Consider the following 25,269-nt stretch of genomic DNA (forward strand, 5'->3'; position numbering starts at 1 on the left):
TCTTTAATTCAAATAATAAATATATTTGAAGATCATCTCTGTAATTATAACAAATTAAAGCTTTTTTAGCTTAATCAAATTTATTTTTTTATTTGATTGATACACACTTAGTAACAATCAAGCCCCTAACGGGATTAAGAATAGGCTGACTGTTCAAGCGTATTGGCATATAGAATAAATTCCAATGCTAATAAAACTAAACAATATAAAGACTATTCCCAAGATAACCTTAATAATCGATAGTTTGTTCATATAATAAAAATTTAAATAACTTAATTATTATATCAAAGGGATATTTTTATATTTTGTTCTTTTCTATTAATACATTAAATTGTGGTTATTAAGAATAATTGCTAAATGAAAGTAATTATCAATTTAACTTAATAAGATAAAAAATATCAAGCATTTGCTTGATATTTTTTGTTAGTTGAACTTAAGATTTTTCTGAAAGAAAAGGTGTTTTAACAAATGGAAGAGATTTTAATAATTTTTTTTGATCCATTAACTTAGTTCTAAGTTTTTTTCTGGTATCTTTATCATTTTTTAAAAGCTCTTCTCATTTATCCTTTGGTCATTGAATCAGATTAGCAAATTCTTCAACACGTTTTAAATAATAATGTCTTGCGATAATACTAGCAGCAGCCACACTGACATAGTCACTTTCAGCCTTAGATTTCATAATTTCAATCGGAATTTTTTCCTTGACATTAATTTCATCTAAGATTTCATTATATTTATTAGGTTCACAGAATTTATCTAAAACGACTGGACAATTGATATCATACTTATTCTTAAACATTAACAATGTTTCATTATGCATATAAACTTGAACAATAGACATATTCTTATTGAATAGAGTAATCAGATGATTTATTCCTGTTAATTTATCACCTTCATAAACCACATATTTAACATACGGCTTTATTTGTTCATATATTGTATGAATTTTAGTGTTACCAATCTTTTTTGAATCCTTAACACCTAGATCTAATAGTATTTTTTTATATTCATCCTTAACTAATGCAGCGCAAGTTATCATTGGTCCTATTGGTTCTCCTAAACCAACTTCGTCACAACCTATTGTTGCTTTAGATTCAGATAAGATCTGTTGTTGGTTTAAGTTATCAATTTTATTTGATAGCTCTTTTATCTTTTGATCATTTTGATTTATAGTTTTATTTAATTTATCAACAAATAAATTAAACTTATTGCTAATTGAATTAAAACTATTTCGAATGTCGTTTAATTTATTATTAAAAGTTTCTTCTTTTTTATTAAATAAAGCTTTTAAATCTTCATTTTTGTTATCAAAAATTTTTATAGGATCATTTATGGGAATCTGTTTGTTTTCAGATTGTTGGGTAGTTAAAACATTTTCTTTTTTAACTTCTTTTAGTTTTTCTTTTTTGTTATTACTAACATTATTCGAAATATTAGAAGTTTTTTTATTTTTCCCAATAGTGCTATCTGATTTTTTAGATGAATTTAATAATGTTCTAACCTTTTCTTTTAATTTATCAATATAAATTTTAGGATTAGATATTTTCGAAACACGAAAAATAATTTTTCTATTCGAAGTATATTCACACTCGATATTTCGATTCTTGTATTTGAAAGAAAAAGCATCTTTAGAAGATTCATGTTCTGAATTTATTTGTGAAATAAATTCAAAATCTAATTTAGATAAGTTTTCTTTAAACCTTCGATAATCTTGTTCACTAACTTTTAAAGCATTGTCGCTTTTGTTAGAGTTAATAATAAACTCCTTTGAATTAACTTGTTATTTTAAAGATAACAACCTCAAATAAGGAAATAAATCAATCATTATGATTTAAATACCCAAGTTTATTTTAAATATAAAAAATATTAGTTTCTTTAAAAATAACCCTAATAAAATAATAGAAGAAAGTGTGCTGACCTCTGAAAAAGTTTTGTGTTCTGAGGTCGGCACACATTTATATAATTTTTGATAATAAATGATTAATTTATATTATCTAAATCTTAAAACATTTCTTCAAATACTTAATACAATACTCTTAAATAAAGATCATTAAATTCATTAAATATAGTTAAACAATAAAAAAGATTTTTATTAATAAAATCTTGCTTATTAAGGATCACTATTAAACTATAAAAACAACAATCACAAACACATTTCAAAACCTCATTATTTATCACTTAGTTTTTTTATAATTAAATTAATGGTTGAACTAATTTTTAAGAACTCAAAATTTATAGGTATTTATTATCAAATTTCATCAAAAGATGAAATCAAAAAACATCTTGATAATCTAAGAAAAGAATATAAAAAAGCCCGCCATATTTGCTATGGTTATCTTTTTAAAGATAACGGTGTAGAATCAGGTGGCTACAATGATGATGGCGAACCTAAAAATACAGCCGGCAAACCTATTTATGACCTTTTAAGAACTAAAGAATTATATGGTTATGTCGTTTTTGTTGTTCGGTATTTTGGAGGAATAAAACTAGGAGCTGGAGGATTGATTAAAGCTTATCGAAAAACTGCTATCGCTACTGTTGATCTAATTTCTGCTTAATGTTTTTAGCTACTTCTAGTGGCACTACTTGACTTAGGTTTTCTAAAGAAGTCTTTTTTATATTATCAACACTCTTAAAGTGTTCTAATAATTTATCCTTCCTTTTCTTACCTAATCCTTTGATATCATCTAATATTGAATCATAAAAAGACTTAGTTTTAGTTTTTCTAAAAAAACTAATTGCAAACTTATGTACTTCTTCTTGCAAGTTTGCTAAGAAGAAGTACAATTCTGATCGTTTATCTAAATCATACTCATTAAGATCATAATCTACTAATTTATCTGTTTGGTGTTTATTGTTTTTAGCTAATCCGATTACATTAACTTTATTATGTAGATCTAGATCATTAATAACTTTCTTAGCTGCTAATACTTGTAGTTTGCCTCCATCTAGAATAATCAGATCAGCTAAATCTACTAAATTATTCTTAATACAACTATACAACCTACGATACAACACTTCATACATATAATGATAATCACCCTGATTATCATTATCTTTAATCTTATACTTACGGTATTTTTTCTTATTAAACTTCTTATTTTCAAAAACTACCATAGCTGATACTTTGTCTGTATTAAATAGATTAGAGTTATCATAGACTTCAATAAGATTAAGCTTATCTAGTTTAAGTAGATCTTTCAATTGATCAAGAGCTTGATCAATTGATCTTTCTTTTTTAACTAAACTTTCATATTTTTGATCTAATAAACTGCTTACATTCTGTAATGCAAGATACATGATTTCATACATCTTACCAGATACTGGATTGATTAGTTCTATAGATAAACTATTTTCTAATAGTTTAGCGTTCTCTTCATTTAGTGAAACATATAATGTTTTAGGCTTGATATTATCCTTATAGTATTGTGTGATATATGAAGTTAATACCTCTTGTTCAGAAGCATAATAAAAATCACATAAGCTGTTTTTAGATACCAACTTACCATCAACATAAGAGAATAAAACTATACTTATTACATTATCCTTAGTTTGATAAGCAAGTACATCAATCCGTTCTTTGTTATTGTACAGATTGATGATCTGCTTATCAAAGATGAGTTTAATAGCTTTTTGTAAATCTAGGTATTTTTTAGCTAGTTCAAAATCAAGTTTTTGACTAGCTAATTCTTCTTTTTGTTTTAGGTTATCTAATACTTGATCAGCTCCGTTGTTAAAAAAATAATCAATCTTTTTTTTAACAACTTCATAATCTTCATCAGTTACTTCATGAGTGCATGCTTTCATGCATAAATTTAAATCATAAAACTCACACTTTCTTTTTTTCTTATTAAAACAGTTTCTTAAGGGAAACAGTTTTAATAAAAGATTATATAGATCATAAGCTTTTAGTTCGCTTGAAGCAAATGGTCCATAGTATTTCCCTTTTTTAGGTTCAAAGTTTCTTGTATATAATAATCTTGGATATTTTTCTTTTGTTATTAAAATATAAGGATAACCATTGTTATCCTTTAATAGGATATTATATCTTGGTTTATGTTTTTTAATCAGGTTTGCTTCAAGTAATAATGCTTCATTTTCATTATTAACTTCAATGAAATCAACATCGTTGATATCATTGACTAGTTTAGAGGTTTTTAAATCTTTAGGACCGTTAAAGTATTGATGGATTCTTTTGTAGATATTCTTAGCTTTACCTACATAAATAATCTCATTAAGATTATTTCTTCATAGGTAGCACCCAGGTTTTTTAGGTGCGTTATCCATCTTTTGTTTAAGATTAAAATTCATTGTCTTATATAATTTTATTATTATGATTAATAAATTGACAGATCGACAAATTCTAATACTAAAAGCAATTATTAATGAGTATATCTCAACAGCTAGTGCTGTTGGATCTAAGATAATTTTAGAGAAATATTTTAATAACGAAGTATCTAGTGCGACGATTCGTAATGATATGTCGGTGTTAGAAAAAGAAAAATATATTGAAAAACCTCACACTTCAGCAGGAAGGGTACCAACCATTAAAGGTTATAAGTATTATGAAAAACACTTAGCTGAAACCCAGATTTCAGATAACTTAAAACAAAAGTTAATGGCAATCTTAACTAAGCGTTATCATTCAATTGACGAAGTAATTGAACAATCCGTTGAATTTATTAATAATGTTACCAATCTCCCTTCTGTCATCACTAAATTCAAATCATATGATTTATTAAGAAAGATGGATCTAATCAAGATTAATGATACTACAGCATTAATCTTGATTGTATCTTCTTCTGGTGAGGTAATTAAAAAAACAATTAAATACGAAAGTTTAATTCAATATAACGATGTATCAACTTGCGTACAGATTTTTAATGATCGGTTGATTGATACTCCGTTTATTGAATTAAAAGATAAGTTAAGCGCGATTAAAGAAATTGTTCGTAAAAAAGTACATGAATACGAATTCGTAATGCAAAGAATTGTTAATTATATCTTTGATATTAATGAAAAGAGCACGATTAATATCAAAGGAACTAAAAAACTAGTTATTCATCCAGAGTTTCATGATCATAATAAACTAAGCGAGATTTTAAATTTACTTGAAAACACATCAATATGAGAACAGATCTCATTTATGCACCAAAAAACCGGTAAATCAGCCATTACTTTTGGTAATGAATTTGGTATTGATGGGGTATCAGTAGCATCTACAGTAATTGAAACTGATCAAAACAAACACCATATTGCAATTGTTGGTCCTAACCGTATGGAATACGGTAAGATCAAAGGATTGCTAAATATTTTAAAAGAACAAGTCGAAAAGATTGACCATAGTTCTTTGTCTTTAGAAGATAACAATAAAAAAGATTAATGAAATTATTAAAAACAATTAAAACTTATGATGATTTCTTAAAACTTAAGAAATCAGATCTATCTGAATTAGCTAACGAGATTAGAAACTACTTAATTGATTTAGGTAATAAAAAATCAATTCATTGATCTTCTAATCTAGGGATTGTAGAACTAAGTATTGCACTAGCTTATAGTTTTAATCTTAATGATCATAAGGTATTTTATGATACGAGCCACCAAGCTTATGTTCATAAGATGATAACTGGAAGATTCGATCAATTTGACTCAATCCGTCAAACTAACGGATTGAGTGGATTACAAGATATGAACGAATCAAAGTATGACTATTACGCAGGTGGTCATACTTCAAATTCTTTAAGTGTTGCTAGTGGGTTAGTATTTAGTAATAATTTACTAAATAAAGATCAACTAATCATTCCCGTAATTGGGGATGGTAGTATAGCTAGTGGTTTAGCATTTGAAGCAATCAACAATATCAGTTATTATAATCACAAGATGATTATTGTGATTAATGATAACAATATGTCAATCTCACAAAACTTTGGGGAATTTAACAAGTTATTAGCTAATCTACAAGATGACGATAAGAACTTCTTTAAGCAACTAAATTATGACTACATCAAAGTTGATAATGGTCATAATTTAGAAGACTTATTCAAAGCTTTTGAACAAGCTAAACAACTAGTTAAACATAAACCTGTAATAGTTCATGTAAAAACTATTAAAGGTAAAGGGTTAAAACAAGCAGAATTAGACCGTATTGGAACTTATCATAGTTCCAATACATCTAATAAGAAATATCAAGATCAAGCTGGGTATATAGCTGCTAGTTATCTTAAAGAAAAACTAGCTAAGAAAGATAAACTAGCATTAATTAATCCAGCTATGACTTATGCTACTGGATTTATTGATCTAATTGATCAGTATAAAAAGAATTATATCGATGTCGGAATATCAGAAGAACATGCTCTAAGTATGGCTTCTGGAATTAGTCTAAATAAACTACCAGTTTATTTACCAATTTATTCAACATTTTTACAACGTAGTTATGATCAATTAATCCATGATTTATCAAGACTTAAATTAGGCGTGAACCTCTTAATTGATCGTTGCGGACTTAACGGAACAGAAGGAGCTTCACACCACGGAATCTTTGATATTGGAATGATCAAAAACACTCCAAGATCAAAGATCTACGCAGCTAGTAATCCAATCGTATTAAAAAAACTAATTGATCAATTCGCTAACAACACCACAGATGTTGTAGCAATTCGCTACAACCGGTATTTCAATCCATTTGATAATTATCAAATCTATTATCAAGGATTTGATAATATCAACGAATGGGTTAAACTAAATTTAACTATGATTCTTAATAGAACAGCATTAATCTCATATAACAATAATGCTAACACTTTTAAGAAACTATTGGATCATCATAACATTAACTATGTTGATTGTTATGATGCTATCTTAGTACATGGAGATGATCTTGATAAAAATATTATCAAGATCTTAGAACAATATGATGATATCTATCTTTATGAAGATATTTATCATAATGTTGGGTTAGCTAATGAGTTTTATCGTTTGATAGTTAATAATAACTATCAAAATAAAAGGTTACATATCTTTAACTTTAAAGATATTCCACAACATGGTAATAATGATGATCTATTAGTTAAACATAATATGGGACATCGACAAGTGATAGACAAGATAATACAAGATATTAAGTGGTAAATAGTTAATTTAAGGTTTTATTTATAAGGTATAGAATAAGGATTGCTTATAAAGCAATCCTTATTGTTTGTTTATAAGTATGTTGTAAGAAGTTTTGAACTTATTCTAGGAATATCAGATTTTTATTAAAATGTTTTCATTTAATTTTTGATTTATTGTCGATATTTTGACAGTAAAATTAGTTTAAAATTCTTGATTATTTTTCTTATATGAATCAAACTATTATCTGCTTTTTATCAAAATATACTCGTATATTTTTAGTTTTTTTTATTTTTTAATTATTAGGTTATTTTCGAATTATTAATTATTTTTTGTTAAAAATTATTCAGAATTTTTTCATAATTTTATCTTTGATTTCTCTTAAATTTATTTAATAAATATCGGTAAATTTTCTTATTTTTTATGAAATTATTATTTTTATTTTCTATAAATTTCACATATATTGATATGAAATAAAAATGTGTAGCTTAATTACTACACATTTATGATTTTTATTTTATTTAACTAATAACTGTTCTTTGTGTAAAACTAACTTACTTTTTATAACTTTTTAAATTAACTAACTTGGCGATTGTTATATGATGTTTGCTACTATATTAATTTCTAGTTTCATTAGAAGTTTCTGTAGAACTAGAATCTTCAGTTAAAGTAAATGTTACATTACCTAAATTAGGAGATTCGTTATTAGGGGTAAGTCCTGATACAACAATTTTATTTAAACCAACTGATAATAACAAGCTAGAAGCTTCATTAGAAACTTTTTGATCCTTATTAAACGTTTTTAATTTATCATTTCAGTTATTAGGAGTTGAGTTTAAATTATGAAAAGCAGCTTTTACACCTGTTCCGGTTGTAACATTATATCCGCCTTTTCAGAATGTTAAACCTCTATTTTCACCTGAGTTATAAACGCCTGAAATTTCGTACATTCCAGCTTTTTTAGCATTAACATAAAAAGTGTAGTATCTAACATTTTCAGGATTGTTGTTAGTGTTAGGGACGCCTTTACCTAAATATCCTAATAAATAGTATGTGTTGTTTTCGCTAGTCCCTACTATATTTCCTGTTAATTTTTTGATGATTGTTCCTTCTCTTACATCAATAGCTTTATTAGCTAATCCATAACCCTTAGCAAAATCAACAGTTATTTCATTAGGTTTTGATTCTGTTCTTACATTTCCAAAAATGTTATCTCTAACATCATCTAATGTTTCATCAGTTGTAGATATATAAATATTACCTATCATCGGAGCTGATTTGCTTTGTTCTGTCGAAAATGATATCTTATTCATACCAAATTTAAGATTTGTTAAATCAACTTTAGCTATTTTTATTTCATCTAATTTAGCATCAGATATATTTATAGGTTTTGATTCAGTTTCATCATTTAATTTGTATTTTAATGATAATTTATCATTTGTTTCGCTACCAGAACTTACTTGTTCTGTTTTAGCAGCCTTGTAAGGAAAATATAAAGTTGCGGTAGATCCTCCATAGTATTCAAATTCAATATCATAACTAGCATTACTATTATTAGCTGAACCAGTTCCCTTATCTAAACTATATATTCAAGATACATCAGTTATTTCTGAATTATTACTTGCTCCATTTATAGTTCTTTTTGCATATCTTCACATTTTACCACTAGCAGCATAATCAAATGACGAAGAAAAAGAAACTATACTTTGACTAGTAGCTGGCTTACTAGTATACATAAAATCACCATGAAAATTAGCTTCATTTATTTCAAACTTTTTAAATGATGAATATGAGTCTATATTTGCTTTCTTATTAGTTAAATCAGTAGTTATAGATGTAATAGCTGAATTAGCATTATCTATTTGTTGTTTATTTAATCCTTCTGCTTGAAGAGTTTTTGTGACAATACCTTGAGCATCATTATATGAATTAACTAAAATAGTTTTTAGTCCTTGATATCTAGAATCTACCAATGAATTTAAATTAGTTTCTTTATGACTAAGAGTTTCTTTTAATGAATTAAAAGAAGTAACTAAATCAGTATGTTCATTATCAAATTTATTCTTGTTACTAGCAGCTGTAGCTATAGCAGTTTCTAAAGCTGTTTTAGCGTTAGTTAATTCATCTTTAGTAGCATCTGCTTTACCATAAACTGTTTTAGCTGTCGCATAAGCATTAGCTAATGTAGATTTAATTACAGAATAATCATTATACATAGATAATTTTTGCATTTCACTACTAATAACTGATTCTAGATGAGTTTTAGCTTCAGCATTATCAGGTGTTGTTGTTCCAGCACCAGATCCTGACCCAGACCCTGGTTGCATAGTTTCACCTGATTCAGGAGTTGTTGTTTCTGATCCATTTCCAGGTTGCATTGGGTTTGTTGGTTTTGGTGTAACAGTCTTAGGTTGATTACAAGATGTAGCAACCAAAGCTGTAGTTACTAAAAACCCTAACGAAAAAGAAAGTTGCAATAATTTCTTAGTTTTTTGTTTCATTTTTGTTTTGAACAATTAATAAAATAATAAATCGAACGAATTATCCGTCCAAAATCGACTAAATGACCCTAAAACTGATAGGAGCTTCTTCTTCTTCTTCTTCTTCTTCTTCTTCTTCTTCTTCTAGAAATAAAGGGTTTTGCTTAAATTTAAGTGGTAAGATATAAATAAAATAAAAAGTGTAGCAACATTAAATGCTACACATTTATGATTTTTATTTTATTTAACTAATAACTATTTTTATATAAAACTAACTTGACTTCTAATATCTTTTATTTTAACTAACTTGGCAATTAATTGATTAATTATATTTTTAGTATTATCTTGTTGTTGCAGAAACTGAATCCGTAGAAGAAGATGGAGTAGGTGTAGTTTCTTTAAAAGTAAATGTAACATTACCTAAGTTAGGTGCTTCTTTATTAATTTCTTTTCCAGAAACTATAATTTTATTTAATCCTTCTGTTAGATGAAGGGTTGACGACGAATTAGCTACCATATTTCTTTTATCAAAAATATCTACAGAAGTATTTCATTCCCCAGATTTTGGAGTGTCAAATTTTGCAAATTTACCAGGTTCAGTTGAGTTATATTCATCTTTTCAGAACGATAATCCTCTTTGATCTTGCCCCATAGCGCCTGAATTGTATATACCGCTAATTTCATATATTCCATCTTTAGGTGCGTTTACATAAAATGTGTAATATCTAACATTATCTTTTTGATTATTACCATTTGTTACACCCTTACCTAAATAACCTAATAAATAATAAGTGTTAGGATTTCCCATGTCTTTCATTTTACCTTCAAATTTTTTAATTTGAGTACCGTTTGAAAAACTGAATGACTTGTTAGCTAAACCATAACCTTTAGCAAAATCTACAATAATATTATTAGGATTTTCGCTTGTTTTTACGTTTCCAAAAATATCATCACGTACTTGATTTAATGATTGTTCATTAATTGATATATAGATGTTACCAAACATTGGCGACATTTTACCATTTTCAGTAGAAAAAGAAATTGTATTATCACCAAAATTAAGATTACTTAAATCAACCTTAGCTATACTTATACTATCAACTTTTGCATCTGATACATCTATAGAAGCAGCATCATCGTTATTTAATTTGTATTTCAATGAGATCTTAGTTTTATCAGCTTCATTTTTAACTAATTTATAAGGGAAATACAATACAGCTTTAGATCCGCCATAGTATTTGAATTTTATTTCATAATTCGCTGTTTCATTTTCAGATTGATCTGCTTTTGTATCTAAATTATAAATTCAACCTACATTAGTTATATCTTTAGAATTATCAACAGCATTTATAATTGTTCGCTTTGCGAATTTTCATTTATTATTATCTTGATAATTAAAATCTTGAGAATAAGCAACTAAACTTTGAGTTGTCGCAGGATTAGATGCATTTTCGAATTCACCTTTGAAGTTAGCGCCTTCTATTTTAAATAACTTAAATTTAGAGTATTCAGTAACATTAGCTTTTTCTTCGTCTATATTAGTTATTACACTAGTAATATCCGAAGTTAATTTTTCAATATCACCTTTATTAGGTTTGGGTTCTGATTGCAATGTTTTATCGATAACGGATAAAGCTTGAACATATAAATCATTAAGATGATTCTTAATTGATGTGAAACTATCATCTATCTTCGCTAAATCAGTTTCTTTAGAAGATAACTTATTTTTTAATGCCATATAAGCGGTAACTAAATCAGCATTTTCAGAATTAAAGGCAGTTTTATCTGCATTAGCTTTATTAATAGCAGTATCTAATTTAGATTTAGCATCTGTTAATTCTTGAACTGTTGCATCCGCTTTATTATCAACTTCTTTAGCAGCAGTATAAGCAGTAACTAATGCTGATTTTATAGCTGAATAATCAGCATACAAACCTAAATTATCGTTTTCTTTATCAATTAACGCTTTTAATTGATTTTTAGCTTCGCTATTATCAGATGTTGTTGTTCCTGAACCATTTCCTGGTTGAGTAGTTTCGCCTGTTCCAGGTGTTGTTGTTCCTGATCCATTTTCAGGCTGCATTGGGTTTGTCGGTTTTGGTGTAACAGTCTTAGGTTGATTACAAGATGTAGCAACTAACGCAGTAGTCACCAAAAAACCTAATGAAAAAGAAAGTTGTAATAATTTCTTAGTTTTTTGTTTCATTTTTGTTTTGAACAATTAATAAAATAATAAATCGAGCTCATTATCCGTCCAAAACCAAGAAAATGAACCTAAAACTGGTAGAAGCTTCTTCTTCTTCTTCTTCTTCTTCTTCTTCTTCTTCTAGAAATAAAGGGTTTTGCTTAAATTTAATTGGTAATATATACATAAAATAAAAAGTGTAGCAACATTAAGTGCTACACATTTATGATTTTTATTTTATTTAACTAATAACTGTTCTTTATATAAAACTAACTTTGTTTTTAATAACTTTTTAGTGACTAACTTGGCAAATAATTGTTTTTTAACTTAACTTTATATTTAAGTTAATTAAATAAAAAATTATGCATTACCTCCACCAGTAGGTGCAACAGTCTCTTTGAATGTAAATGTTACATTCCCTAAATTAGGAGCCATATTATTATTCTCTTTACCAGATACAATTATTTTATTTAATCCTTTTGTTAATTGTAATTTTGTAGGTTGGTTATCAACTTTATTATTTTGAGCATTAAATGTTTTTAATTTATTTTGGTCTCATTCCCCGTGCTTAGGAGTTGTAAATACAGCTTTAGAATTAGATTCAGTATTATTTAATCGATCTTTTGAAAAAGATAAACTTCTATTTTCACCAGAATTATAAATACCACTTATTTCATACATTCCGGCTTTAGGAGCATTAACGTAGAAAGTGTAATATCTTATATTTGAGTCTTGGTTGTTATTATTAGAAGCACCTTTCCCTAAATAACCAATTAAATAATAATCTTTACTCATAACATCTTCATCTAATTTACCATTTAATTTAGTTAATATAGTAGCTTCACTAACTCCATAAGCTTTATTACCAAGAGCATATCCTTCTACAAAATTTACTGTTATTTTATTAGGGTTGTGTTCATCTTTTTTATTGCCAAAAATATCATTTAATATTCCATTTTTATCCGCATCAGAAGATGAAATGTAAATATTACCAATCATAGGAGCAGTTTTATTCATTTCTGTTGAAAAAGAAATAACATTTTCTCCAAAATTTAAATTATCTAAATTAACTTCAGCAACATCTATAGAGTCAACCTTAGCATTAGAAACATCAATATTTACAAAATCACCACCGTTCAATTTATATTTTAACGAAAGTTTATTATTAGATGTTCCATTCATTTGAGTATCAGAATTTTTACTCGCTTTGTAAGGGAAGTATAATTTAGCGCTAGGACCACCATAATATTTAAAAGTAATATCATAACTTCCTAGAGTTTGCGCATTATCTTGACTATCTAAACTATATATTCAAGAAACATTTGTATGTTTAAAACTTTCATTAGCAGGTGTTATGTTTTTTATGATTCGCTTAGCATATCTTCATTGATTATCTGGAACAGAATTATCGAAATCAGAAGAAAAACCAACTAAACTTTGAGAATCTAAAGGTTGTTTATTGTATTTTAAATCACCTTTAAAATTGTTGTTATCGATTGCAAACAATTTGAAATTAGAATATTGATTTATGTTATCCTTTTCTTCATCTAATTTATTAATAACTGATTCAATATTAGTTTTTAATTGAGTTAAATTCTCTTCACTAGGCTTTGGGTCAGCTTGCAATGTATTACTAATAATAGTTGAAACTTGATTGTATAAATTATCAAGATGGTTTTTTATTGGTAAATACTTATCATCAGTTATCATCGCTAAATCTGATTCTTTAGAAGTTAATTTATCTTTTAATGCTGTATATGCAGACACTAAATTAGTATTTTTGCTATCAAAATCAGTTTTATCAGTTTTAGCTTTATTAATAGCAACTTCTAAAGTTGTTTTTGCGCTAGCTAATTCTTCTTTACTAGCATTTGTTTTATCACTAACTGACTTAGCAGCTTCATAAGCTTTAGTTAATTCAGATTTAATCATTGAATAATCTGAATATAAAGCAAGGTTTGCATCTTTTGCATTAATAACTATGTCTAATTGATTTTTAGCTTCGCTATTATCAGGTGTTGTTGTCCCAGATCCTGATCCATTTCCTGGTTGCATAGTTTCGCCTGATCCAGGAGTTGTTGTTTCTGCGCCTGATCCATTTCCAGGTTGCATTGGGTTTGTCGGTTTAGGTGTAACAGTCTTAGGTTGATTACAAGATGTAGCAACTAATGCAGTAGTTGCTAAAAAACCTAATGAAAAAGAAAGTTGTAATAATTTCTTAGTTTTTTGTTTCATTTTTGTTTTGAACAATTAATAAAATAATAAATCGAGCACATTATCCATCCAAGACCAGCAAAATGACCATAAAACTGATAGAAGCTTCTTCTTCTTCTTCTTCTTCTTCTTCTTCTTCTAGAAATAAAGGGTTTTGAAGGAATTCAAGTGTTGTTGTACACATAAAATAAAAAGTGCAGCAACATTAATTGCTACACATTTATGATTTTTATTTTATTTAACTAATAACTGTTCTTTATATAAAACTAACTTAGTTTTTAATAACTTTTTAGTGACTAACTTGGCACACGCTTAATTCTATCAATATACTATTAATGACTAACAGCAGCTGTCGATGCAGTGGGTTCAGTAGATTCTTTAAGTGTAAATGTTACATTTCCTAGGTTTGGAGCTTCTTTATTAGAGTCTTTACCTGAAACTATAATTTTATTTAATCCCTGTTTCAAAACTAATGATCCTGTTCCACCATCATCTTTGTTATCGACATTAAAAATCTTTATTTTTTTCTCCATCCAATTTCCAAGCATTAAATCCTTAAATTTTGTATGTTTATCATTTAATTGATTATTATATTCATCTACTCAAAAAGACAACCCTCTTTTTTCACCAGATCAAAATACACCGCTAATTTCATATGTCCCTGCTTCATTAGCGTTTACATAAAATGTGTAATATTTTTGGTTGCTAGATGTTAAATCTGATGGAGAAACGCTATTTCCTAAATATCCTAAAAGATAATAATCCTTATCAGTACCTACACCATCTAATTTTCCTGTTAGTTTGAAAATATCAGTACTTTCTTTTTGACCGTTTCTTATAACTCCTATACCTTTATTAGCTAAACCATATCCTTTAACAAAGTTAACTGTAATTTGATTAGGGTTATCATTAGTACGTTCATTACCAAAAATATCGTCATAAACATCATTAGGATTTTTATCAGATTTAGTAATATAAATATTACCGATCATAGGAGCAGCTTTCTCAGCTTCTGTAGTGAATGAAATTTTGTTTAACCCAAAATTTAAATTAGTTAATTCTATTTCAGCAATTTCAATCGCATCTACTTTTGCTTTTGTTAAATCAATAGATTTAACTTCATCGTTATTAAGTTTGTAATTTAGTGAAAGTTTTGTAGATGGATTTGAGCCTTGTTCTGTTGTTATAGCTTTGTAAGGAAAATACAATTTAGCAGAATTGCCACTATAATATTCAAACTCAATATCATAAGAGGCTTGTATTTTACCTTCTTCAGTTTTTGTATTTAAGTTATAAATTCAACTAACATTAGTTTCTTCTAAACTTTTAGTTTTTTCTTCTTTATCTATTAGTCTTCTTGCAGTTCTTCATTTATAATCATCTGGAGAGTTATCAAAATTTGAAGAGAAAGCTACTATACTTTGGGTGTCAGGTGAAACTTTGTCATAAAGAGTGTCGCCTTTAAAATTAGTTTCTGATATTACAAATTTTTTAAAATTTGAATATTGATTAACCACTTCTTTCTTTTGCTCTAAATTTGTAGTTGATGATTGAATATTTTCGTTTAATATTTTTAAATCTTGAACTACAAGAGCTTTAGTTGGTTGTAAACCAGAAGTTACAATATTTGAGGCTTCTGTATAAAGATTAGAAATATAAGTTTTTATATATGGATCATTATCTATCATAGATAATGTAGAATCTTTATTTGTTAATTTTATTTTTAATTCTTTGTATGCTTCAACTAATTCTGAATTTTCTTTATCAAAAATTGTTTTATCAGCAGCAGCCTTATCTATCGCTGCTTGCAATGTTGTTTTAGCTGAAGTTAATTCATCTTTAGTTGTTGTTGATTTTTTACTAACTTCTTTAGCGTTATTATAAGCAGCAACTAATGAAGATTTAATAATAGAATAATCGTTGTATAAACCTACAGTATCATTTTCCTTATCAATCAATACTTTTAATTGATTTTTTGCTTCGCTATTATCAGGTGTTGTCGTTGTTCCTGTTCCAGTTCCTGATCCATTTCCTGGTTGCATAGTTTCACCTGTTCCAGATCCCGATCCATTTCCTGGTTGCATTGGGTTTGTTGGTTTCGGTGTAACAGTCTTAGGTTGATTACAAGATGTAGCAACTAAAGCTGTAGTTGCTAAAAAACCTAATGAAAAAGAAAGTTGTAATAATTTCTTAGTTTTTTGTTTCATTTTTGTTTTGAACAATTAATAAAATAATAAATCGAGCACATTATCCGTCCAAGACCAGCAAAATGACCATAAAACTGATAGAAGCTTCTTCTTCTTCTTCTTCTTCTTCTTCTTCTTCTAGAAATAAAGGATTTTAAAGAAATTTAAGTAGTGTTATACACATAAAATAAAATGTGCAGCAACATTAATTGCTACACATTTATGATTTTTATTTTATTTAACTAATGACTGTTCTTTATATAAAACTAACTTGTTTTCTAATAACTTTTTAAATAATTAACTTGGCTATATTTTTACTTAATTTTATTTATTAATGATTAGCCATTTCAGTATTTGCAGATGGATTTTGTTCATGTAAAGTAAATGTTACATTCACTAGATTAGGAGCTTGTTGATTACCTGTTAATCCTGAAACTATAATTTTGTTTAAACCTGCCTTAAGATTTAAACTTGTAGGGGTCATATTATCAAATTTCTTATTTGAATCAAAAACATTAAGTTTTTTTTCTTCTCATCTACCAAACATTAGATTTTTAAACTTAGCAAGTGAATTATTCATGTTGTTATTAAATGTATCAACCCAGAATGTTAACCCTACATTCGAACCAGAGTTATATATTCCACTAATATCATATACCCCAGCTTTCGGAGCATTTACATAAAATGTATAATATTTTTCGTTTGCAGAATGTTCAGAATTAACTGGATTGCTAAGTCCTAAATAACCCAATAAATAATAATCTTTATTTTCTCCCTGATCATTTAATTTCCCAGTTAATTTAGAAAAATCAGTACTCGCATCATTACCATTATCCATCACTCCTATACCTTTATTAGCTAAACCATAACCTTTAACTAAATTAACGGTTATTTTATTAAGGTTATCAGTTGCATATTCATTCCCAAAAATATCATTATAAACAACATTAGAGTCTTTATCTGCATTCGTAATATAGAAATTACCAATCATAGGAGCAGCTTTATCTGCGTCAGTAGTGAATGAAATTGTATTTTTACCAAAATTTAAATCTGTTAAATCAATTTTAGCTACAGCTATTCCGTCTACTTTAGCCATATCTAAATTAACTGCTACAGCTTCTTTATTATTTAGTTTATATTTTAAAGATAATTTGTTTTGAACATCACTAGCTTGCTCTGTTTTAGCTGCTTTATAAGGGAAATATAATTTAGCTGAACTTCCACTATAATAGTTAAAATCTAAATCGTAACTAGCCGCTTTTTTATCATCACCCATCATTGAATTTAAATTATAAATTCATCCAACGCTTGTAACTTCTAGACTCTTAGCTTTATCTTCTTTATGAATCAATCTTCTAGCTGTTCTTCATTGATAATTCATATTTGAATTATCAAAATCGGATGAAAAAGCAACTATACTTTGATTATCTGGAGATGTTTTATTATAAAGCGTATCACCTTTAAATGTTCCGCTATCTACTAAAATCTTTTTGTAATTAGAATATTCATCTAATGTATTTTTCTTCATATCAAGATTCGATGTTGATGTCTCGATATTATTACTTAAAGTTTCTAGATTATTAGCCACAAGCGCTGTTGCAGGTTGTAGTCCAGCAGTTATTATATTAGTCGCTTCTGTATATAAACCTGTTATATAAGTTTTAATGTAATTATCTTCTGTTAATGTAGATAAAATAGAATCTTTATTTGCTACTTTATCTTTTAAAGTTTTAAATAGAGCAACTAAAGGAGCATTATCTTTATCAAATTTATCCTTACTACTAGCAGCTGTAGCTATAGCAGTTTCTAAAGTTGTTTTAGCGTTAGTTAATTCATCTTTAGTAGCATCCGTTTTATCATTGACTATTTTTGCTGTCACATAAGCATTAGCTAATTTGGATTTGATCATTGAATAATCATCATACATAGCTAATTTCGTATCTTTACTATCAATCAATACTTTTAATTGATTTTTAGCTTCGTTATTATCAGGTGTTGTTGTCCCAGATCCTGATCCATTTCCTGGTTGCATAGTTTCGCCTGATCCAAGAGTTGTTGCTTCTGAACCTGATCCATTTCCAGGCTGCATTGGGTTTGTCGGTTTTGGTGTAACAGTCTTAGGTTGATTACAAGATGTAGCAACTAAAGCTGTAGTTGCTAAAAAACCTAATGAAAAAGAAAGTTGTAATAATTTCTTAGTTTTTTGTTTCATTTTTGTTTTGAACAATTAATAAAATAATAAATCGAACGAATTATCCACCTAAAATCTGTGGAATGACTTAAAAACTGATAGAAGCTTCTTCTTCTTCTTCTTCTTCTTCTTCTTCTTCTTCTATAAATAAAGGGTTTTGAAGGAATTCAAGTGTTGTTATACACATAAAATAAAAAGTGCAGCAACATTAATTGCTACACATTTATGATTTTTATTTTATTTAACTAATAACTGTTCTTTATATAAAACTAACTTAGTTTCTAATAACTTTTTAAAATAACTAACTTGACACTATTGAATATTTATTAACTTCAAATATTAATATTATTTATACATTCAATGTAAATAATATCTTGATTACTTCTATTTTATGACTAATCTTATAAAATAAAAATTTAGTGTTTTATTCTCTATTATTAATAGAACCGCTTTGATTAGAATCTTTATATGTAAATGTTACATTTAATAGATTCGGAGCCAAATTATTAGGTAATAGTCCTGACACAATAATTTTATTCAAACCGACATTCAGATTTAAACTTGTAGGATTTTGTTGATTTTTGTCAGCGACATCAAATTTTTTAAATTTATTTTGTTCTCAAGTACCAAACATTAAATTTTTAAAACTAGCTTTAGTATTTGGGGTATCATTATTATAACTATCTATTCAGAATCACAAACCTCTACTATCTCCTGAATTGTATATTCCACTTATATCATACTCACCAGCTTTAGGGATATTTACATAAAAAGTATAGTATTGTATATTTGTTGAATCGTTAGATCCTGTATTATTAAGACGACCGCCTAAGAAACCGATTTGATAGTAATCTTTAGCTGTAGTTTCACCATCTAGAGTTCCATGTAATTTAGTAAATATAGTACTTCGTTTATTAGCTAAACCATAACCTTTAGCTAAATCAACCGTAATCTTATCAGGATTTTCTTGATCAACGGAATTTCCGAATATAGCATTGTAAACTTTACTCTTGTTTTCTTTTGTTGGTGATATATACATATTACCTATCATCGGAGCAGATTTACCAGAATCTGTTGTAAATGAAATAGTATTCTTACCAAAATTTAATTTAGACAATTCAATTTCAGCAACTTCAATACCATCTACTTTAGCTTTAGATACATCTATATCAACAGCTTCACTATCATTTAATTTATATTTTAATGAGAGTTTTTTATCTTGTCCTTCAGTTACAACTTGATCTGATTTAGCAGCCTTGTAAGGGAAGTACAGAACTGCTTTATCTCCGCTGTAATAATTAAAATCGAGATCATAGCTAGCAGAAGTTTGATCTTCACCCGTTGTTGAACTAGTTAAACTATATATTCAACTTACGTCAGTGTAATTTTTACTTTCTTCTTCACTAGCTTGTTTGATAGTTCTTCTAGCATATCTTCATTTATTTGAATTATCATCATTATCAAAATTAGAAGAAAAACCTACTGTAGATTGTATATTGCTTCCTGTGCTTGGGGCATCGTTTGTATAAGCAAAACTTCCTTTAAAATTATCCTTAGAAATAATAAAAGGTTTAAAAGCTGAATATTGATCAAGAACTTCTTTCTTACTAGATAAATCTGCTGATGATGAATCAATATTCGAATTTAATGTTTGAACATCCTCAGTTCTTGGAGCAGTTTGCGCTTGCAATCCAGCATTTATAATATCTGATGCGTTTTTATATAAATTTGTTATATAAGTTTTTATATAACCATAGTCATCTGTTAATTGTGAGATAACTGAATTTTTATTTTTAACTTTTTCTTTTAATGCATTAAAAGAAGAAACTAGAGAGGCGTTATCTTTATTAAACTTATCCTTACTACTAGCAGCTGTAGAAATAGCAGTTTCTAAAGTCGTTTTAGCCGTTGTTAATTCTTCTTTACTAGCATCTGATTTTTTACTAACTGACTTAGCTTTTTCATACGCTTGAGCTAATGTAGATTTAATCATAGAGTAATCGTCATACATTGCTAAATTATTCATTTCACCACTGATAACTGATTCTAATTGATTTTTAGCTTCGTTATTATCAGGTGTTGTTGTCCCAGATCCTGATCCATTTCCTGGTTGCATAGTTTCGCCTGATCCAGGAGTTGTTGCTTCTGAACCTGATCCATTTCCAGGCTGCATTGGGTTTGTCGGTTTTGGTGTAACAGTCTTAGGTTGATTACAAGATGTAGCAACTAAAGCTGTAGTTGCTAAAAAACCTAATGAAAAAGAAAGTTGTAATAATTTCTTAGTTTTTGTTTCATTTTTGTTTTGAACAATTAATAAAATAATAAATCGAGCACATTATCCGTCCAAGACCAGCAAAATGACCATAAAACTGATAGAAGCTTCTTCTTCTTCTTCTTCTTCTTCTTCTTCTTCTAGAAATAAAGGATTTTAAAGAAATTTAAGTAGTGTTATACACATAAAATAAAATGTGCAGCAACATTAAGTGCTACACATTTATGATTTTTATTTTATTTAACTAATAACTGTTCTTTATGCCGAACTTTATATACAAACTAACTAGTTTTAATAACTTATTTAAATTAACTAACTTAGCGATCACTTTTTTATTATAAGCCTTTATTAAGACGTTGAATTAGCAGTATCAGTTCTAGTTGCTGCGTCAGTTGAAGGTGTAGTAGATTGCATATAAGTAAATGTAACATCACCAAGATTAGGAGCATCTTTAGCATTTTGATCTCCAGCTACTATAATTTTGTTTAAACCACTTAATAATTTAAGAGATGTTTGTTGATTATTGTTATTAGATCCTTTTTTAAATTCAGCTACCTTACTATCTCAATTATTATCTCCTGAATTTAAATTAGTAAATTTAGCATGTAAACCAGATTCAGAAGCTCCATACATTCCTACATAAAAAGATAAACCTCTATTTACTCCTGAATTATATATTCCACTAATTTCATAATTTCCTGCTTTTTGAACATTAACATAAAATGTATAAAATTTTATATTTGAAGCATCATTACTATTTCCATCATATCTATTCCCTAGATATCCAACTAAATAAAAATCTTTTTCAGGTTCTTGATTATCTAATTTACCATGTAATTTTGTTATTATAGTAGCGTTTTTCCCGCTAGTTCATTGTTTATTAGCTAATCCATAACCTTTAGCAAAATTAACCGTTATCTTATCCGGATTTTGCTCATCGTATTCTGTACCAAAAATATCATTATAAATCTGATTTTCGTTAGTATCAAGAGAAGAAATATACATATTTCCTATCATGGGAGAAACTTTACCAGAATCTGTTGTGAAAGATATTTTATTGTCACCTAATTTTAAGTTTTCTAAAGGAATTTTAGCAACTTTTATTTCATCTACTTTTGGTTCATCTAAATTTATATCTTTAGCTTCTGAATCATTTAATTTATATTTAAGTGATAAATTATTTCTATCGTTGCTTTTAACTAATTTATAAGGGAAGTATAATGTTGGTTTTTCACCTCCATAATACTCGAATTCTATACCATAACTAGCAGGTTTCTTTCCATCGCCAGTTTCAGAAACCAAACTATATATCCATGAAACATCTGTAGGATTCGGAGTTTCTCCTAAGTTTTTTATAACCCTTTTTGCATATTTTGAAATAGGTTCGTTTAAATCAGAACCAATACCTACTATACTATAATTTGAATTTTGTTCAGTTTTTGTAACAAAATCGCCTTTAAAACCATCAGAAGATATAACTATTTTTTTAAATACTGATAACTGATCAACATCTTCCCTCTTTTTACCGATATCATTTACAAAGGTCGTTATATCAGTATTAGTTTTTTCTATTTTTTCTTTAGTTAAATCATTTGCTTGAAGTGAATTAGCGGTGATAGTTTCAGCTACTTTATACAATTCTGTTAAATATGTTTTTATTCCTTGATATTTAGGTTCTGTTAAAGAATTTAATTTTGTTTCTTTGTCAGAAAGAGTATTTTTTAAAGTTTTATACGCAGTAACTAAATCGATATTTTTGTCATCAAATTCTTTTTTGTCAGCTGCTGCTTTAGTAATAGCAGCTTGCAAAGTTGTTATAGCATTAGCTAATTCATCCTTAGTAGCATCTGTTTTATCATCAACGGTTTTAGCTGTCGCATAAGCAGTAGCTAATGTAGATTTTATTACAGAGTAATCATCATACATAGCTAATTTAGTATCTTCACCATCAATCAATGCATTTAATTGATTTTTAGCTTCAGTATTATCAGGTGTTGCTGTGCCTGTTCCAGATCCTGAATTATTTCCAGGTTGCATAGTTTCACCTGTTCCAGGTGTTGTTGTCTCAGAACCCGATCCATTTCCAGGTTGCATTGGGTTTGTCGGTTTCGGTGCAACAGTCTTAGGTTGATTACAAGATGTAGCAACTAAAGCTGTAGTTGCTAAAAACCCTAATGAAAAAGAAAGTTGTAATAATTTCTTAGTTTTTTGTTTCATTTTTGTTTTGAACAATTAATAAAATAATAAATCGAGCACATTATCCGTCGAAAATTTGAGAAATTACTTAAAAACTGATAGAAGCTTCTTCTTCTTCTTCTTCTTCTTCTTCTTCTTCTTCTTCTTCTTCTAGAAATAAAGGGTTTTATCTAAATTCTAGTGTTAGGATAGACATAAAATAAAATGTGTAGCAACATTATTTGCTACACATTTATGATTTCTATTTTATTTAACTAATAACTGTTATTTTGATATTGAACTTTTATTTTAATTTTTTCAAAAAATAACTAACTTGACCTTTTTAATAACATATTTAGTCTGCATTTTAATGATATTAGTTTTCTAATATCATAGATGAATCTGTTGATTCTTCAAGTGTAAATGTAACATTACCTAGATTAGGAGCTGGGCTAGTCATATTTTTTCCAGAAACTATAATTTTATTTAATCCTTTCGATAATCGCAGAGATCCTGTAGTTCCATCAATTTTTTGATCTTTATTAAATGATTTTAAAGTATTAGATCAATCCCCGGACATAGTAAGATTAAATTTAGCAACGTTTTCGTTTCCTGTTGCTGCGTATTGACCTTTTCAAAAAGTTAATCCTCTATTATTCTCGCCAGAATTATAGAAGCCGCTAATGCTATAAACACCTTCTTTAGGAGCATTTACATAAAAAGTGTAATATCTTTCTATTCCTGATTGGTTATTATATCTAGTATTACTTCCTAAATAACCTAATAAATAATAAACATCTGCATTTTGATTATCCAATCTTCCGTTAAATTTTTTTATAATTGTATTTTGATTGTCAGCTCCACCTAGCGCATTATTAGCTAAACCATATCCTTTAGCAAAATTTACGGTAATTTTATTAGCATTATCAGAATATCTTATATTACCGAAAATATCATCATAAACCTCATCATCTGTTTCTGATGTTGCTGATATATAAATATTACCTATCATCGGAGCTTTTTTATTTGCATCAGTTGAAAATGTTATTTTATTATTACCAAATTTTAAATCTGTTAAATGAATTTTAGCAACTTCTATACCGTCAACTTTTACATTAGATAGATCAAAATTCATGATTGGTTTATCATTTAATTTGTATTTTAATGATAAGTTACTATTGTTTTCGTCTGTTTTAGTTGCTTTATACGGAAAATATAAAGTTGCAGTAGTTCCTGCATAGTATTCGAAATCGATGTTATAAGTTAAAGATCTTTCATTAGAATTAGTATTAAGATCATATATTCATCCTACACTTGTAAGTTCTGAATTTATGACTTCATCGTTAACATCAATAATATTTCTAGTAGCATATTTTCAACGATATGTTTCGTTAGAATTATCGAAATTTGATGAAAATGCCACTATACTTTGAGGTCTTGATGGCTTAGCGGAATATAATGAATTACCTTCAAATTGACTATTAGAAATTTTAAACAATTTGAATTTTGAATATTGATTTACATTAGTTTTTTCATCATCTAATTTACTAATAACTGATTCAATATTAGTTTTTAATTGAGATAAATTATCTTCATTAGGTTTCGGATCAGCTTGCAATGTATTACTAATAATAGTTGAAGCTTGGTCATATAAATTAGCAAGGTGAGTTTTTATAGGAAGGTATTTAGTTTCACTTATCATCGCTAAATCAGTTTCTTTAGAAGATAACTTGTTTTTTAATGCTGCATAAGCATTAACTAAGTTAGCGTTTTCAGAATCGAAATCAGTTTTATCAGTTTTAGCTTTGTTAATAGCGGTTTCTAAAGTTGTTTTAGCTACTGTTAATTCCTCTTTACTAGCATTCGCTTTATCACTAACTGACTTGGCTGTTTCATAGGCTTTAGTTAATTCAGATTTGATGATTGAATAATCTGAATATAAAGCAAGATTTGTGTCTTTTGTACCAATAACTGTGTCTAACTGATTTTTAGCTTCAGTATTATCAGGTGTTGTCGTACCTGTTCCAGATCCTGAATTATTTCCAGGTTGCATAGTTTCACCTGATCCAGGAGTTGTTGTTTCTGACCCTGATCCGTTTCCAGGTTGCATTGGGTTTGTTGGTTTTGGCGCAACAGTCGCAGGCTGTTTACAAGACGTAGCAACTAAAGCTGTAGTCGCTAAAAAACCTAATGAAAAAGAAAGTTGTAATAATTTCTTAGTTTTTTGTTTCATTTTTTGTTTTGAACAATTAATAAAATAATAAATCGAAGTGATTATCCACCTAAAATCGACGAAATTACCTCAAAACTGATAGAACCTTCTTCTTCTTCTTCTTCTTCTTCTTCTAGAAATAAAGGGTTTTGATTAAATTCAAATGGTGAGATATACATAAAATAAAAAGTGTAGCAACATTAAGTGCTACACATTTATGATTTCTATTTTATTTAACTAATAACTG

The 25,269-nt window shown here is 27.7% G+C and carries 15 protein-coding genes and 1 pseudogene; 3 read left to right on the forward strand and 13 right to left on the reverse strand.

Annotated elements, in window-relative coordinates; genetic code table 4:
• Positions 1 to 433 precede the first annotated feature (433 nt).
• A complete protein-coding gene (locus tag NMG77_RS03870; protein ID WP_322098512.1) occupies positions 434 to 1,759 on the reverse strand; it encodes a ribonuclease H family protein in 1,326 nt (441 codons plus the stop codon).
• A 442-nt stretch (positions 1,760 to 2,201) separates the two neighbouring features.
• Here NMG77_RS03870 and NMG77_RS02090 point away from each other — a divergent pair, with 442 nt between their 5' ends.
• Positions 2,202 to 2,558, forward strand: coding sequence for an IMPACT family protein (locus NMG77_RS02090; RefSeq protein WP_255045590.1), 357 nt, complete (start codon positions 2,202 to 2,204; stop codon positions 2,556 to 2,558).
• Here NMG77_RS02090 and uvrC read toward each other — a convergent pair.
• Positions 2,533 to 4,311 (reverse strand): excinuclease ABC subunit UvrC, encoded by a 1,779-nt coding sequence (gene uvrC / locus NMG77_RS02095; protein WP_255045591.1) that lies wholly within the window; start codon positions 4,309 to 4,311, stop codon positions 2,533 to 2,535. The genes NMG77_RS02090 and uvrC overlap by 26 nt on opposite strands.
• A 22-nt stretch (positions 4,312 to 4,333) precedes the next feature.
• On the opposite strand from uvrC, the gene hrcA reads away from it, so the two are divergent.
• Both hrcA and NMG77_RS02105 read left to right on the forward strand, forming a co-directional pair.
• On the forward strand, positions 4,334 to 5,383 hold the full coding sequence (gene hrcA, locus NMG77_RS02100; protein ID WP_255034309.1) for a heat-inducible transcriptional repressor HrcA: 1,050 nt from the start codon (positions 4,334 to 4,336) through the stop codon (positions 5,381 to 5,383).
• Entirely contained in the window at positions 5,383 to 7,128 is a 1,746-nt protein-coding gene (locus NMG77_RS02105; protein ID WP_255045592.1) for a 1-deoxy-D-xylulose-5-phosphate synthase, read from the forward strand. Before hrcA ends, NMG77_RS02105 begins: the two co-directional genes overlap by 1 nt.
• A gap of 596 nt (positions 7,129 to 7,724) precedes the next feature.
• Here NMG77_RS02105 and NMG77_RS02110 read toward each other — a convergent pair.
• From NMG77_RS02110 to NMG77_RS02155, 11 genes and pseudogenes are all read right to left on the reverse strand, one after another.
• Entirely contained in the window at positions 7,725 to 9,608 is a 1,884-nt protein-coding gene (locus tag NMG77_RS02110; RefSeq protein WP_255045593.1) for a hypothetical protein, read from the reverse strand.
• A gap of 319 nt (positions 9,609 to 9,927) precedes the next feature.
• Positions 9,928 to 11,793: a hypothetical protein gene (locus tag NMG77_RS02115; protein WP_255045594.1), complete on the reverse strand. Its 1,866-nt coding sequence runs from the start codon at positions 11,791 to 11,793 to the stop codon at positions 9,928 to 9,930.
• A 40-nt stretch (positions 11,794 to 11,833) separates the two neighbouring features.
• Positions 11,834 to 11,959 (reverse strand): hypothetical protein, encoded by a 126-nt coding sequence (locus tag NMG77_RS02120; protein ID WP_255045595.1) that lies wholly within the window; start codon positions 11,957 to 11,959, stop codon positions 11,834 to 11,836.
• 173 nt (positions 11,960 to 12,132) lie between these two features.
• Entirely contained in the window at positions 12,133 to 14,007 is a 1,875-nt protein-coding gene (locus NMG77_RS02125; protein ID WP_255045596.1) for a Vmc-like lipoprotein signal peptide domain-containing protein, read from the reverse strand.
• A gap of 40 nt (positions 14,008 to 14,047) precedes the next feature.
• Complete coding sequence (locus tag NMG77_RS02130; RefSeq protein ID WP_255045597.1) at positions 14,048 to 14,170, reverse strand: hypothetical protein; 123 nt, start codon at positions 14,168 to 14,170, stop codon at positions 14,048 to 14,050.
• A gap of 148 nt (positions 14,171 to 14,318) precedes the next feature.
• Complete coding sequence (locus tag NMG77_RS02135; RefSeq protein ID WP_255045598.1) at positions 14,319 to 16,193, reverse strand: hypothetical protein; 1,875 nt, start codon at positions 16,191 to 16,193, stop codon at positions 14,319 to 14,321.
• A gap of 310 nt (positions 16,194 to 16,503) precedes the next feature.
• Positions 16,504 to 18,384 carry a hypothetical protein gene (locus NMG77_RS02140; RefSeq protein WP_255045599.1) on the reverse strand — a complete coding sequence of 627 codons (1,881 nt, stop codon included), beginning with the start codon at positions 18,382 to 18,384 and terminating at the stop codon, positions 16,504 to 16,506.
• Between the two features lie 403 nt (positions 18,385 to 18,787).
• Positions 18,788 to 20,536 carry a hypothetical protein gene (locus NMG77_RS02145; protein ID WP_255045600.1) on the reverse strand — a complete coding sequence of 583 codons (1,749 nt, stop codon included), beginning with the start codon at positions 20,534 to 20,536 and terminating at the stop codon, positions 18,788 to 18,790.
• A 39-nt stretch (positions 20,537 to 20,575) separates the two neighbouring features.
• Positions 20,576 to 20,686 (reverse strand): annotated as a pseudogene (locus NMG77_RS03900) (Vmc-like lipoprotein signal peptide domain-containing protein); the annotation flags it as partial.
• Positions 20,687 to 20,983: 297 nt separating this feature from the next.
• A complete protein-coding gene (locus NMG77_RS02150) occupies positions 20,984 to 22,852 on the reverse strand; it encodes a Vmc-like lipoprotein signal peptide domain-containing protein (RefSeq protein WP_255045601.1) in 1,869 nt (622 codons plus the stop codon).
• 334 nt (positions 22,853 to 23,186) lie between these two features.
• A complete protein-coding gene (locus NMG77_RS02155; RefSeq protein WP_255045602.1) occupies positions 23,187 to 25,043 on the reverse strand; it encodes a hypothetical protein in 1,857 nt (618 codons plus the stop codon).
• Between the last annotated feature and the right edge of the window lie 226 nt (positions 25,044 to 25,269).

This window comes from Mycoplasma bradburyae, from assembly GCF_024339025.1.
Lineage (GTDB): Bacteria > Bacillota_I > Bacilli_A > Mycoplasmatales > Mycoplasmoidaceae > Mycoplasmoides > Mycoplasmoides bradburyae.